This is a genomic window from Kitasatospora sp. NBC_01302 (assembly GCF_035976515.1).
Taxonomy (GTDB): Bacteria; Actinomycetota; Actinomycetes; order Streptomycetales; family Streptomycetaceae; genus Kitasatospora.
Window position 1 is genome coordinate 5,368,433 of sequence record NZ_CP108404.1, and the last position, 13,695, is coordinate 5,382,127.

General features: G+C 73.4%; 13 protein-coding genes and 1 tRNA gene. 11 read left to right on the forward strand and 3 right to left on the reverse strand.

Annotated elements, in window-relative coordinates:
* Window positions 1-142: 142 nt before the first annotated feature.
* From moaC to OG294_RS23400, 5 genes are all read left to right on the forward strand, one after another.
* On the forward strand, window positions 143-652 hold the full coding sequence (moaC, locus tag OG294_RS23380) for a cyclic pyranopterin monophosphate synthase MoaC (protein ID WP_327068489.1): 510 nt from the start codon (window positions 143-145) through the stop codon (window positions 650-652).
* Window positions 649-1,179, forward strand: a complete 531-nt coding sequence (locus OG294_RS23385) for a MogA/MoaB family molybdenum cofactor biosynthesis protein (RefSeq protein ID WP_327068490.1) — start codon at window positions 649-651, stop codon at window positions 1,177-1,179. The genes moaC and OG294_RS23385 overlap by 4 nt, the downstream gene beginning before the upstream one ends.
* Window positions 1,180-1,193: 14 nt before the next feature.
* Entirely contained in the window at window positions 1,194-1,781 is a 588-nt protein-coding gene (locus tag OG294_RS23390) for a GNAT family N-acetyltransferase (protein ID WP_442789200.1), read from the forward strand.
* Window positions 1,782-1,935: 154 nt separating this feature from the next.
* Entirely contained in the window at window positions 1,936-2,967 is a 1,032-nt protein-coding gene (gene sepX, locus OG294_RS23395) for a divisome protein SepX/GlpR (protein ID WP_327068491.1), read from the forward strand.
* A 70-nt stretch (window positions 2,968-3,037) separates the two neighbouring features.
* Window positions 3,038-3,111 (forward strand) — tRNA-Ala (locus tag OG294_RS23400).
* A gap of 197 nt (window positions 3,112-3,308) precedes the next feature.
* Here OG294_RS23400 and OG294_RS23405 read toward each other — a convergent pair.
* From OG294_RS23405 to OG294_RS23415, 3 genes are all read right to left on the reverse strand, one after another.
* A complete protein-coding gene (locus tag OG294_RS23405; protein ID WP_327068492.1) occupies window positions 3,309-4,358 on the reverse strand; it encodes a hypothetical protein in 1,050 nt (349 codons plus the stop codon).
* A 132-nt stretch (window positions 4,359-4,490) separates the two neighbouring features.
* On the reverse strand, window positions 4,491-5,084 hold the full coding sequence (locus OG294_RS23410) for a DUF6197 family protein (RefSeq protein ID WP_327068493.1): 594 nt from the start codon (window positions 5,082-5,084) through the stop codon (window positions 4,491-4,493).
* Between the two features lie 172 nt (window positions 5,085-5,256).
* Complete coding sequence (locus OG294_RS23415; RefSeq protein WP_327068494.1) at window positions 5,257-6,477, reverse strand: aminoglycoside phosphotransferase family protein; 1,221 nt, start codon at window positions 6,475-6,477, stop codon at window positions 5,257-5,259.
* An 81-nt stretch (window positions 6,478-6,558) separates the two neighbouring features.
* Here OG294_RS23415 and OG294_RS23420 point away from each other — a divergent pair, with 81 nt between their 5' ends.
* The 6 genes from OG294_RS23420 to OG294_RS23445 all read left to right on the forward strand — a co-directional run bounded on the left by OG294_RS23420 (window position 6,559) and on the right by OG294_RS23445 (window position 13,667).
* Window positions 6,559-7,440: an ABC transporter ATP-binding protein gene (locus tag OG294_RS23420; RefSeq protein ID WP_327068495.1), complete on the forward strand. Its 882-nt coding sequence runs from the start codon at window positions 6,559-6,561 to the stop codon at window positions 7,438-7,440.
* Entirely contained in the window at window positions 7,437-8,108 is a 672-nt protein-coding gene (locus OG294_RS23425) for an ABC transporter (protein ID WP_327068496.1), read from the forward strand. Before OG294_RS23420 ends, OG294_RS23425 begins: the two co-directional genes overlap by 4 nt.
* Before the next feature lie 157 nt (window positions 8,109-8,265).
* Complete coding sequence (locus OG294_RS23430; RefSeq protein ID WP_327068497.1) at window positions 8,266-9,858, forward strand: MFS transporter; 1,593 nt, start codon at window positions 8,266-8,268, stop codon at window positions 9,856-9,858.
* A gap of 172 nt (window positions 9,859-10,030) precedes the next feature.
* Window positions 10,031-10,543: a MarR family winged helix-turn-helix transcriptional regulator gene (locus OG294_RS23435; RefSeq protein WP_327068498.1), complete on the forward strand. Its 513-nt coding sequence runs from the start codon at window positions 10,031-10,033 to the stop codon at window positions 10,541-10,543.
* Window positions 10,544-10,749: 206 nt separating this feature from the next.
* Entirely contained in the window at window positions 10,750-12,150 is a 1,401-nt protein-coding gene (locus OG294_RS23440) for an FtsW/RodA/SpoVE family cell cycle protein (protein ID WP_327068499.1), read from the forward strand.
* On the forward strand, window positions 12,150-13,667 hold the full coding sequence (locus OG294_RS23445; RefSeq protein WP_327068500.1) for a penicillin-binding transpeptidase domain-containing protein: 1,518 nt from the start codon (window positions 12,150-12,152) through the stop codon (window positions 13,665-13,667). The genes OG294_RS23440 and OG294_RS23445 overlap by 1 nt, the downstream gene beginning before the upstream one ends.
* Window positions 13,668-13,695 lie beyond the last annotated feature (28 nt).

Below are 13,695 nucleotides of genomic sequence, written 5' to 3' on the forward strand. Positions count from 1 at the left end.
GGACCTGCGGTGCCCCCAAGGGCCTGCCCGAGCTGCGCCCTTCGGCCTAGCGCCACCGTCCCGCTGACGGACCGACGCCGATCCGGCGCGGGCGGAGCGGTACCGTAGCGCGGTATTCACCCCGTCCTGCTGGAGTACTGACGTGACCACACCCCCTGGCGACCGCCTGACGCACGTGGACGAGACGGGCGCCGCCCGGATGGTCGACGTCTCCGAGAAGGCGAGCACGGTCCGCACCGCGGTCGCCGCCGGCCGGGTCAGGGTCGCCCCGCGGGTGGTCGAGCTGCTGCGCGGCGAGGGCGTCCCCAAGGGCGACGCGCTGGCCGCCGCGCGGATCGCCGGGATCATGGGCGCCAAGAAGACGCCCGAGCTGATCCCGCTCTGCCACCCCATCGCGATCTCCGGCGTCACCGTCGACCTCGCGGTCACCGACGAGGCGGTGGAGATCACCGCCACCGTGCGCACCGCCGACCGCACCGGGGTGGAGATGGAGGCGCTCACCGCGGTGGCGGTGGCGGGCCTGACCGTGATCGACATGGTCAAGGCGGTCGACAAGGGCGCCGCGATCGAGGACGTCCGGGTGCTCAGCAAGACCGGCGGCAAGAGCGGTGACTGGACCCGCGCGGCGACGACCGGCGGGAACGCCTCGTGAGGGCGCTCGCGGTCACCGTCTCCAACCGCGCCTCGGCGGGCGTCTACCCGGACAGGGGCGGCCCGCTGCTGGTCGAGGGCCTGCGCCGGATGGGCTTCACGGTGGACGGCCCGCGGCTGGTGCCGGACGGCGAGCCGGTGGCAGCCGTGCTGCGCGAGGCGGTGGCGGCCGGCTACGACGTGGTGCTGACCACCGGCGGCACCGGGATCTCGCCGATGGACCTCACCCCCGAGATGACCGCCACGGTGATCGACCGTCAGGTCCCCGGCATCGCCGAGGCGATCCGCGCCCACGGACGCGAGAAGGTGCCCACCTCGGCGCTCTCCCGGGGGCTGGCCGGGCTGGCCGGGCGCACCCTGATCGTCAACCTGCCCGGCTCCACGGGCGGCGTCAAGGACGGGCTCGCGGTGCTGGAACCGCTGCTGGCGCACGCGGTGGACCAGCTCGCGGGCGGGGACCACCCGAGGCCGGGGCCGGCCCAGGCGCCCGCCGCCGATGCCCCCGCCCCCGAAGGGGGTACCAGCTGAGCGCCGGATGGCCGGTGGAGCTGCGCGAGGGCGAGGTGGTGCTGCGTCCGATCCGGATGCGCGACAAGAAGGCCTGGCAGGAGGCGAGCCGGCGCAACCGCGACTGGCTGCGCCGCTGGGAGGCCACCGTCCCCCCGGCCCCGCCCGGGAGCCTGCCCTCCGGGCCGCGGCCGACCTACCGTCAGATGGTCCGCTACCTGCGCCGTGAGGCCGCGGCGGGCCGGATACTGCCGTTCGTCATCCTCTACCAGGGGCACCTGGTGGGGCAGCTGACGGTGGGTGGCATCACCTGGGGCTCGATGTGCTCGGCGAACGTCGGCTACTGGATCGACGAGGCGGTGGCCGGCCGGGGCATCATGCCCACCGCCGTGGCGCTCAGCGTGGACCACTGCTTCCGGACGCTGGGCCTGCACCGGGTGGAGGTCTGCATCCGTCCGGAGAACCGGCCCAGCCGCCGGGTGGTGGAGAAACTCGACTTCCGCTCGGAGGGATTGCGGCCCCGCTATCTGCACATCGACGGCGACTGGCGCGACCACCTGGTCTACGCGCTGACCGCCGAGGAGGTCCCGGAAGGGCTGTTGGACCGTTGGCGCTTGGGGTAATTGAATAAGTGTTCGAAACTCATATCGATATGGCATCACCGCCTCGGCAAGCGGTGACAAATTCCGGCAAAATAGTCAGAGAATCAGCTTGGCGCGGCGACACGCCGCGTCAAATTGCTGTCCGCCCTTACCCATCGCCCGTACGGTGTGAAACGTGAGCAGTAGCGGCCTCATCTACGCGGTCATCGTAGGGGCCTGGGCTGCCTATCTGGTGCCCATGTGGCTCCGCAGGCAGGACGAGCTCAACGAAGCGCGCCCGACAGAACGTTTCAGCACCGCCATCCGCCTGCTCGCCGGGCGGTCGGGGCTGGAGCGGCGGGCGTCCCGGGCCCTTGGCGACAACGACCCCACCACGACCTCGGACTCCGACCACAGCGGCGACGCGAACCACGGCGCGGGCGCCGTCGCGAGCGACCCCCGAAACGGCGGCACGGACACCGCCGGGACGGCTGACGGCATGTCACCGCCCTCGGCCGGCCCCGCCCTGTCCGCCGCCGCCATCGCCGGGGCCTCGGCCGCCGGCGACCGCCGGGCCCGGCTGCTGGCCCGGCGCCGGCGGATGGTCACCGTACTCTTCCTGGCCTTCGCGCTGGGGGCGATCACGGCGGCCGTGGCCGGCGTGGACTTCCTCTGGGCCCCCGCCCTGCCTGCCCTGCTGCTGACCCTCTACATCGGCCACCTGCGCCGCCTGGAGCGCCAGCGCTACGAGGTGAAGCTGGACCGCGTCAGGGCCGCCCAGGCGGCCCAGCGGGTACGCGAGCGCGAGCAGGTCCGGCTGGCCGCCACGGTCGCCCTGGTCCCGCCGGTCGAGGCCCTGGCGCCCGAGCCGGAGCAGGACCGCCCGGAGCTGCGGGTCGCCACCGCCCCGCCCGAGCCGCGCGGCGCCCGGCAGGCGCTGGTCGAGGCGACCGACCACCAGGAGTGGGTGGACGGCCTGCGCGAGCGCGCGGCCGCCGGACCGGACTCCTGGGAGCCGGTCCCGGTCCCGCTGCCCACCTACGTCACCGCCCCGGTGGCCCCGCGCGTCTCCCGTGGCCTGGACCTCGGGGCCCCGGGCACCTGGAGCTCGGGCCGACCCGTCGAGCCGGTCCACACCCCCCTGTTCGACCAGTACGAGACCCCGCTCCCGTCGGCCCCCCAGTCGGACGAGCACTACGCCACCCGCCCCCGCGCCGCCAACGAGTAGCCCCACCCCGCCCCACCAGCGGGGGGTGGTCACGGGACCCCTCCAGAAGGTGCTATTGTTTCTTCTCGTTGGGGCTGTGGCGCAGTCCGGTAGCGCACCTCGTTCGCATCGAGGGGGTCAGGGGTTCGAATCCCCTCAGCTCCACCCAACGGCCACGAGAGTGGTCATGAAATCCCCGCCCGGCCAATTCGGCCGGGCGGGGATTTCTGCTTTCCGGGGTCCGTCCGGATGCTCCCCGACGGTCTTGTGAGGCAGGTCACTTCGGATGGGTGGAGGTTCGGCCGCCCGAGCTGTCGGACAGTCAGCGGCCGGACCTCCGGGCCGAAACCGGGTGGAGCGGGTCATGCCCGGAAGGCGGGCAGGCCGATCGCGTTGACGGTCATCGTGGGGGCGGCGGAGCCGTCGGTGGGCAGCGTGACGATGCCGGTGGGGGTGCGGGCGGCGATCAACTTGCCGTCCGGGGACAGGGCGGGCTCGGTGTAGTCGGTGGTCGCGTTCGGGGTGAGGTCCTTGGCGGTGGCGTTCTGCTGGCCCAGCGGCATTTCGAAGAGGTGGTCGTGGCCGCCGGAGGAGCGCACGAAGACCACGGTCGAGGCGTCGGGGGCGAGGGCCGGCTCGGAGCCCGCGGTGAGCGCGCGGGTCTGCTCGCGGGTGTAGTCGTCGCGGAGGTAGATCTTGCCGTCGGCGGTGTTCTCGTAGGCCGTGGTGATGCCGTGCGGTCCGGCCGTGTTCGCCCAGGCGTTGGCGCTCTGCGGCACCGCCGGGTCGTCGATGCCGGGCGACAGGTCCAACTTGGCCGGGGCGGCCCCGGCGGCGGTGGCCGGGACCGAGGCCAGGTGGGTGGTGCCGCCCTGGTCGACGGTGAAGATGACGTTGTTCTTGGCGGCCACCCCGTTCGCGTCGCCGGCCGCGTTCACCTGCCAGGTGGGGTGGGACCAGGTCTGGCCGCCGGGGTTGCGCGCCACGGTCACCTGGCCGCTGCCGTCGGGGTTGGCCACCACCAGGCTGCCGTCACCGTTCACGAAGGCGGCCTTGCTGCCGTCGGGGGACCAGGACAGGTCGCGGACCGGGGTGTGGAAGTCGACGGAGGTGCCGTTCATCATGACCAGCGGGGTGCCGTTGCTGACGGTGAGGGGCGAGTGGACGGTGCCGCTCGGGTCGGCGGGGGTGCTCGACGAGGCTCCGGGGGACTTGCCCTTCGCGGTGGGTGCGGCGGTCCCCGGGTGCGAGGAGCCGGCGGGCTGGGCGGCGGGTGCCGAAGCGCTCTGGGCGGGGGAGGTGGCCGCAACCTCGTCGGGCCCGCAGGCGGAGAGCAGCATGACGGCACCCGCGCTCAGCGCGGCGGCGAGGGCGACGGTGGTGGCGGGGCGGCGACGGTGGCGAGCAACCATGGTGAACTTCCCCCCGGAAGTGGTCTGGTGGGTTGTTGTTCGGACGAGATAAAGACTGTCGGTGGGAGGTTCGGTTACTGTCGAGCGCCTGTCACAGCGGTGCAACAGCACGAATGCGCCGCTCGCAGAGCCTCAGAGCCCGAGTCGGCGGGCGCGCAGCGCGGCCTGCTCCAGCAGTCGGTGGATGTCCGCCTGGCGGGTGCCGGGGCGGTCGTTGTACGCGTCGGGCGAGCTGACGGGCCGTCCGGTGGCGTGCAGCACCTCCATCACCTGCCAGCGTGCCGTCCGCACCGTGCTGACGGTGCCGTAGCCGTGGCCCAGCACGGCGGCCTGGGCGCCGAGCAGGCAGACCCGGCCGGCCGCGTCCCACATCGCGCCCTGCAGCCAGCCGTGCTGGGTGAGGTAGCGGGAGGTCAGCCGCAGGTGCTCGGCGGCGCTGAGCGGGACGGGCCGCGCCGCACGGTGCGCCAGCCGGTCGAGCAGGGTGCGGCGGGGGAGCGGGTGCTCGGCGTTCCAGGGCTGCAGCACGCGGCCGTACGGGCAGACGTACGGCGCGAGTGTCCGGGCCGGGAGCGGCAGCGAGGCGAGGTAGGCCTCGATCTCGGCGACCAGCCCGGAGCCGTCGGCCGCCAGGAGCAGGGGGCGGCCCGGTGCGGGCCAGGCCGGTCCGCTCTCGTCCGGTGCGGTCTTGTTCGGTGCGGGTCGGGTCGGCAGGGCTGGGCGCATGGCGGGCTCCTCTGTCCGGATTGTGCTGTTTGGTCCTCCTTTCCATGGAAACCGGACGGGCGCCCTCCGGCGCGCAGCGGCGGCGCCGGAGGGCGTGTCGACGGTGTGTCGGCGGGCTCGGCCGTGCCGGCAGGGCTGTCGGGGTTTGTCGGGGCTGTCGGGGCTGCTGGCGCTACCGCGTCAGCGTCTCGAAGGAGTCGAGCGCGGCGCGCAGTTGGGCGGCCGGATCACCCGCGTGGTAGCGCTCCTCGCTCGGCTCGATCCCGTCCAGGAACTCCTGGAACCGCACCGCGTAGGCGAGCAGGGCCAGCGGCTCGGCCAGCCGTAGCGCCGTCACCGGGTCGCTGCCGGGGACCAGGGCCCGCCAGCTCGCGGCCCAGGCCCCGGCCGCCTGCGCCCAGCGCTGCGGGGAGGTGAAGCCCTTGGGGCGCAGGCCGTCGATCGCCGGGTGGCCGTAGTGACTGTCGGCGAAGTCCACCAGCACCGTGCCCCGACCGGCCGAGCGCCAGTTGCCGGGGTGGAAGTCCCCGTGCAGCACGGTGTTCGGCAGCCCGCAGGCGGCCAGCTGCTCGATAAGCCGGGGCAGCCGGTCGGCCATCAGGCGGGCCCGCACCAGCTCCGCGGCCGTCAGCTCGGCGCCCGCCGGGCCCTCCAGCAGCGGAACGAGGGCCGCGGCCAGCCGCTGCGGCGAGCGGTCCGGCAGCCCGGCGGGCGCGCCGTCCGGGTGGCGGGCGGCGAGTGCTGCCTGGGCCCGGGCCAGCCGCGGCACGGTGGCCGCGACGACCTCGGCGGACGGGTCCCAGCAGTCCTCGCCCGGCACGTGGTCGAGCAGCAGCAGGCGCCGGTCCGGATCGGCGGCCAGCACGGTCGGCGCAAAGCCCGGCTCCACCGCGTCGAACAGGTCGATCACCGCGGCCTCGTCGACCGAGAAGCCGCGCCCGGTCTTCAGCCAGGCCGGTCCCGCTGCGGTGGGCAGCCGGAACAGCCCGGCCAGGTTCCAGGTCTTCACCTGTTCGACCGGCCCGGTCACCGGCCGCCCGGCCGCGGCCAGCGCCCGCTCGGCCCAGGCCAGGGCGGCCCGGACGCCGGCGGCGGTCGCGTAGCGGGCGCGGCGCGGGTGCGGCTGCTTGAGCAGCGTCGACTCCTGCGGGGTGGCGGGCCGGTCCACCCTGCGCACCGGCTCGCGCAGCGCCTCGGCGTGGTAGCGCACCAGTCCGCCCAGGCCATCGGCACCGCCCTCGACGTCCAGCAGGCGCAGCACCACCACCGGCACCCCGAGCGTCGCCGTCAGCCGGGCGGCCACCGGCTCCACGTCGTGCCAGCGGGGCCGGGGGACCGGGAACGGCCCCACCACCCCCAACTCCATTTCGCCGCAGGACAGCAGGACACTCACCGTACGATCGGAAGCACTGTTCACCGGGGGAGTCTGCGGGGCGCCGAGCGCCCGCCGCGACCCATTTTGCGGGAGGACCGGATGGATCGGTTGCGGCTGGCGGGGGCGGCCAAGCGGTACGGGCGCGCGGGGCCCTGGGTGCTGCACGGGGTCGATCTCACGCTCGGGGCCGGTGCCCTGGCGCGGATCGAGGGGGCGAACGGCAGCGGCAAGTCCACGCTGCTCAAGCTGGTCGCCGGGGTCGAGCCGCCGAGCCGGGGCCGGGTCGAGGTCGGCGGGCGCCGGGCCTACGTCCCGGAGCGCTTCCCGCCGGCGCTGCCCTTCGACCCGGCCACCTATCTGCGCCGGCTCGGCCGGATCCACGGACTGAGCGCGGCGCGGGCGGCCGAGCGCGCGGAGTTCTGGCTGGACCGCTTCGGCATCGCCGACCGGGCCGGCACCCCGCTGAGCCGGCTCTCCAAGGGCACCTGTCAGAAGGTCGCGATCGCCCAGGCGCTGCTCGCCGAGGCCGACGTGCTGCTGCTGGACGAGGCCTGGACCGGGCTCGACCAGGCGGCCCGGGGCACCCTGGACGAGGCGGCGGTGGAGCGGGCCGCGGCCGGGGGCGCGGTGCTCTTCGTGGACCACGACCCGGCCCGGCTGGCGGGACGGGTGACCGAGGCCCACCGGGTCGAGCAGGGCGTGCTGACGCCGGTTCGGCTGCCCGCCCTCCAGGCACCGCGGCAGCTGGTGTCCATCCGGGTGGCGGTGGCCGAGCTGCCCGATCGGCTGCCCGGCGCGCCCAGCTGGGAGCGCGAGCCGGACGGCACCGTGCTGTTGCGGGTCGGCGCCGGCCAGTCGGACGCGCTGCTGCGCCGGTTGCTGACCGGGTCGGCCCCGGTGCGGGTGCTCGACGTGCGCACGGCGGCCGAGACACCCGGGACCGAAGCGCCCGGGGCCGGGGCACGGGAGGAGGTCCGGTGATCGCGCTGCTCCGCTATCAGTTCGAGCTGTTGGTCCGCTCCCAGCGCTGGCTGCCGCCGTTCCTCGGCTTCGCGCTGGTCCTGGGCATGGGGGTGGCGGGTGATCAGCCCATGATGGACTGCCACGCCTACGCGGCGGCGCTGCTGATCCCGGTCACCGCCTGGTACGTGCGCTGCGCGCTGACCGCCGACCCGCCGGCCGCGCGGGCCTGCCTGGTGGCGCCCGCCGGTCCGGCGCGCGTCTACCTGGCCTCGCTGGGCGCTGCGCTGGGCGCGGGACTGCTGCTGGCGCTGCTGGAGGTGGGCGTCATCTGGCTGGTCTGCGGGCGCACCACGATCCGGCCCGGCTTCGAGGTGTCCTGGCCGCACGCGGCGGCGGCCGGCCTGCTCGCGGCCGTCTGCGGGGTGCTGGTCGGCGCGGTGGTCGGCGCGTTGAGCCACCGCCCGGTGCTGCTGCGCGGCTCCTACGGGATCCTGGCGGTGCTCGGCCTCACGGTGCCGGCCTGGGTGCTGCCGGTGTCGCCCGCCAACCAGGCCGTGCGGGCGCTGATGACCGGCTCGCAGCGGGCGCACGTGTGCTACCCGCTGCTCGCCCCGGCACTCGCCGCCTTGCTGCTGCTGGCCGTGGCCGCCGGCGCGGCCGTGCTGGCCGGGCGGCGCACCGAGTAGCCGCGCCGCCACGAGGGACCGAAGGGCCGCCGATCACCGATCGGCGGCCCTTCGTCGTACCCCGGACCGTCCATTGATTGACAGTCTGGATCCGGATCACTAGTTTCATCAATCATCGGAATCTAGATGATTTGTTTTCCTATCACTGGGGGTTACGATGTCCGTCGCACCGACCGTCACCGAGGCGGATGCCGCCTCCGCCGCACCACCGGTCAGGTCCCCCGGCCGCTGGTGGACGCTCGGCATCGTCTCGATCGCCACGTTTATGCTGATGCTCGACCTGACCGTGGTGAACGTGGCGCTGCCCGACCTGCGCACCGCGCTGCACGCCGACTTCTCCGCGCTGCAGTGGGTGCTCGACGCCTACGCGCTGACCCTGGCCGCCTTCCTGCTCACCGGCGGTTCGCTGGCCGACCGGCTGGGGCGCAAGCGGGTGTACGGGGTCGGCTTCGTCGTCTTCACCGCGGCCTCGCTGGCCTGCGGGGCGGCGCCGGACATCCTGGCGCTCAACCTGGCCCGCGGCGTGCAGGGAGTGGGTGCGGCGGTGCTCTTCGCGGTCGGTCCGGCGCTGATCGGACAGGAGTTCCGCGGCAAGGACCGGGCGCTGGCGTTCGGCGTCTTCGGCGGGGTCTCCGGCCTCGCGATCGCCTTCGGCCCGCTGATCGGCGGCGCGCTCACCGACGGGATCGGCTGGCGCTGGATCTTCCTGGTGAACGTGCCGATCGGCCTGGTCGCGATGGTGCTCGGCGCGCTGCGGATCACCGAGTCGCGCGACCCGGCCGCGCACCGGGTGGACTGGGGCGGTCTGGTGGTCTTCTCGGCCGCGCTCGCCCTGCTGGTGCTGGGCTTCCTGCGCGGCGAGGCCGAGGGCTGGACCAGCGCGCCGATCATCGGCATGTTCGGCGGCGCGGCACTGCTGCTGGCCGTGTTCGTGCTGATCGAGCGCCGGCTCGGCGCGGCGGCCATGCTCGACCTAGGCCTGTTCCGCAACGTCACCTTCAACGGCATCTCGGTGGCCACCCTGCTGGCGAACGCGGCCGGCATGTCGGCGATCTTCCTGGAGGTGTCGTACATGCAGAACGTGCTCGGCTACTCGCCGCTCGCCACCGGGCTGCGCTTCCTGCCGCTGACCCTGACGCTCTTCGTCGCCGCCGCGGTCACCGGCAGCCTGACCGCCTCGGTCGCGCCGCGGCTGCTGGTCGGCTCCGCGGTCACCCTGATGTCGGCCGGCCTCTTCCTGGTGACCCTGGTCAAGCCGGGCAGCAGCTGGCTCGCGCTGCTGCCGGCCATGCTGCTCACCGGTCTGGGGATGGGCATGTTCAACCCGCCGCGCTCCTCGCTGGCGATCGGAGTGGCCGAGCCGGCCAAGGCGGGCATGGCGGCCGGGATCGGCGAAACCTTTCAGCAGGTGGGGATCGCGATCGGTATCGCCGGCTTCGGCGCGCTCTTCCAGCACCGGGTGGCCGACTCCTTCGCCCACTCCGCGGCCGGGGCCGCGCTCGGGCCGCAGGCCGGCGCGGCGGGTCAGGCGGTGGCCGCCGGGGCGGGCCGCACCCTGGCCGCCTCGGTGCCGGGGCCGCTGCGGGCGGGGGTCCAGACGGCGGCGCGCGAGGCCTTCGTGCACGGGCTGACCGACGTGCTGATCGGCTGCGGTGCGGTGGCGGCGGTCGGTGCGGTGGCCGGCTTCCTCTTCATCCGCGGCCGCGACCTGCACGAGAGCGCGCTGGCCGGCGCCGAGCTGGGCCACTGAGGCTCGCCGGCGGAGCGCCGGGCATGCCGCGATTCATTGATGGTCGAAAGGGCCGATGATAGATTCTTGGCAGGATTCGGGAAATCCACGAATCCAAGAGTCCAAGAGTTCATGGGACTGCGGCACGACCTGGCCTGGAGCCCCGGACTCCCGATGGATGGGAGATCCCCCGATGCCCCGCACCCAGCCGGCGCCCCAGCGCCCCGCCGCCACCGCGGCGAGCGCCCCCGCCACGCTGCGCCACGACTTCCCGCTCGCCGATCACACCGGCATCCTGCTGCACAAGGCCGGGCTGCTGATCGAGCAGGAGGTCGACGCGGCGCTCGGCGCGGCCGGGTTCAAGCTCCGCAACTTCCTGGTGCTGGCCGCGCTCTCCGGCGAGGCCGAGCTCTCCCAGCAGGACCTCAGCCAGGTGATCAACCTGGACCCGACCACGGTGGTCGCCCTGATCGACGACTTGGAGAAGGCCGGGCACGTCGAGCGCCGGCGCAACCCGGCCGACCGGCGCCGCTACATCCTCGGCATCACCGAGGCCGGCCGCGCGGCGCTGGCCGAGACCCAGCAGGTGGCCGAGGAGGCCGAGCTCGCCTTCTTCGCCCGGCTGTCGGCGGGTGGGCGCGAACAACTGCACGAGATGCTCTCGGTGCTGCTGGTCGACCGGTGGCCCAACTCGGTCTGCATCTGACCCGGCGGCGGCCGGCCGATCCCAGCGGCGGCGAGCGGAACACTCCGCTCGCCGCCGTTCTCATGCATGCGGCCGAGCCCGCCGGGGCATCGGACTGAACAGGGTGGATCAGACGACTGACGTAAAGTCAACATAAAATAGGACATTAGGTTACAATCGCCCGCAGAACTCCCTGACGTCGCGCCAGACAGGAGCAGCGGTCGCCCATGGCCACATCCGCCGTCACCGCCGCGCGCGGCGAGCCGTCCGGGCCGCGTCCCAGAACCGGCCGCAACGTCGAACTCGTCCTGGTGCTGGCCGCGGTGGCGATCGCGGTGTTCGGGTACATCGAGGTCGGGCTCAACATCGACGGCACGGTTCCCAAGGACGCGGCCGAGTACGGCGCGGCGCTCGGCGTGCTCGCGCTGCTCGCGCACGGGGTGATCCGCTGGAAGGCCAGGTACGCCGACCCGCTGCCGCTGCCGATCGCGGTGCTGCTCAACGGGATCGGACTGGTCGTCATCTACCGGCTGGACCGCACCACCCCGCACAGTTCGGCGGCGCCCACCCAACTGCTCTGGTCCACCCTCGGGGTGGGGCTGTGCATCGCGGTGATCCTGCTGCTGCGCGACCACCGCCTGCTGCAGCGCTACGCCTACAGCGGGGCGCTGGTGGCCCTGGTGCTGCTGGTGGTGCCGATCTTCTTCCCGGCCGTGTACGGCTCGCGGATCTGGATCACCGTCGGCCCCTTCTCGATCCAGCCGGGCGAGTTCGCCAAGATCCTGCTGGTGATCTTCTTCGCCGCGTACCTGGCCGCGCACCGCGACGCGCTGGCGCTGACCGGCCGGCGGATCTGGCCCAGCAGGAATCAGAACTGGACGTTGCCACCGGGGCGGGTGCTCGGCCCGGTGCTGCTGGTCTGGGCGGCGTTCATCGGCGTGCTGGTCGTGGAGACCGACCTCGGCATGTCGCTGCTCTACTTCGGGATCTTCGTGGTGATGCTCTACGTGGCCACCGCCCGGATCAGCTGGATCGCGATCGGCCTGGTGCTGGCCGCGGCCGGCGTGGTGGTGGTCGGCTGGCTGTCGCCGCACGTGCACTCCCGGGTCGACCAGTGGCTGCACCCGCTCGCCTCGGTGGCGGCCGGGCAGGGCGCCAACCAGATCGCGCAGTCGCTCTTCGCCTTCGCCTGGGGCGGGCTGCTGGGGGCCGGGCTCGGGCTCGGCCACTCGGCGCTGATCGGGTTCGCCGCCAAGTCCGACTTCATCTTCGCCACCATCGGCGAGGAGCTCGGCCTGGTCGGCCTGGTGGCGGTGCTGCTCCTCTATCTCCTGCTGATCTCGCGCGGCTTCCGGATCGGGATCGCGCTGCGCGACCCGTTCGGCCGGCTGCTGGCGATCGGGCTGGCCGCCGCGGTCGGACTGCAGGTCTTCGTGGTGGCCGGCGGGGTGCTCGCGCTGATCCCGCTGACCGGGGCCACGCTGCCGTTCATCGCCCAGGGCGGCTCCTCGGTGGTGACCAACTGGATCATCGTGGCGCTGCTGGTCCGGATGAGCGACCTCGCGCGCCGTCCCGCCCCGCCCGGGTCCGCCCGTGCGCAGTCCGAACCACCGGAGGTGGCCCGCTGATGGCCCGTCGATCGCGCGGCCGGGGCGACGGCCCCCAGGGGCTGCCGGGTATCTCGATCACCGGGCGCCGGGCCGGCCTGTTCTGCCTGGTGCTGATCCTGCTGCTGGCCGCCCAGGCCACCCGGATCCAGGTCTTCCAGGCCAAGGGGTACGACCACAACCCGGCCAACCAGCGCCTGACCATCGAGCGCTACTCCCAGCCGCGCGGGAACATCCTGGTCGGTGACACCCCGATCACCGGTTCCGCGCCCACCGGCGGGCGCTTCAACTACAAGCGCACCTACACCGCCGGCCAGCAGTACGCCGCCGTCACCGGCTACTCCTCGCAGATCTACGGCAACACCCAGCTGGAGGGCACCGAGGACGGCATCCTCTCCGGCACCGACTCCCGGTTGGACGGGTGGGCGGTCTGGAACGCGATCGCCCGCAAGCAGAACCCGGGCGGCGACATCTACACCACCATCAACGCCGCCGCCCAGCAGGCCGCGATGCAGGGGCTGGGCAACCAGAAGGGCGCGGTGGCCGCGATCGAGCCGAGCACCGGGCGGATCCTGGCGCTGGCCAGCACCCCGTCCTACGACCCGGGCACGTTCGCCGGGACGAGCAGCGCCGACCAGAGCGCCTGGACCAAGCTGCAGGCCGACAGTGACCAGCCGATGCTCAACCGGGCGCTGCGGCAGACCTACCCGCCCGGTTCCACCTTCAAGGTGGTCACCGCCGCGGCGGCGCTGGCGAACGGGGTGGTCACCGACATCAACGCGCCGACCAGCACGCCCTACCCCTACGTGCTGCCGGGCACCACCACCACGCTGGTCAACGACACCAGCTCCTGCGACCAGCCGAACATCGACCTGGACACCGCGATGACGCTCTCCTGCAACAGCGTCATGGGCAACCTGGGCGTGCAGACCGGGCTGGACAAGATGACGGCGATGGCCGAGAACTTCGGCTTCAACGACCCGAAGCTCGACATCCCGGTGCGCGCCGCACGGAGCAACTTCGACACCCAGATGAACCAGTCCCAGGTGGCGCTCTCCTCGATCGGCCAGTTCGACACCGCCGCCACCCCGCTGGTGATGGCGATGGTCGCGGCGGGCGTGGCCAACAACGGCACGGTGATGTATCCCCAGCTTGTGGACAAGCTGGCGAAGTCCGACGGCGACACGGTCCAGCTGATGAAGCCGCGCACCTACAAGCAGGCGATGAGCCCCGCGGTGGCCGGTCAGGTGCAGCAGCTGATGACCGACGTGGTGCAGAACGGGACGGGTCGCAACGCCCGGATCCCCGGCGCCACGGTCGGCGGCAAGACCGGGACCGCCCAGCACGGGGTGGACAACTCCGGGACGCCGTACGCCTGGTTCATCTCCTGGGCCAAGCCGGCCGGCTCCTCGGACGTGCCGCCGGTGGCGGTCGCCGTGGTGATCGCGGACAGCAATGCGACCGATGTCACAGGCGGCCAGCTGGCGGCGCCGATCGCCAAGTCGGTCATGCAGGCGGTGCTTGGCTCCACGGGCTGAGCCGGGGTCCGGCCGGGGCCGGCCAGGG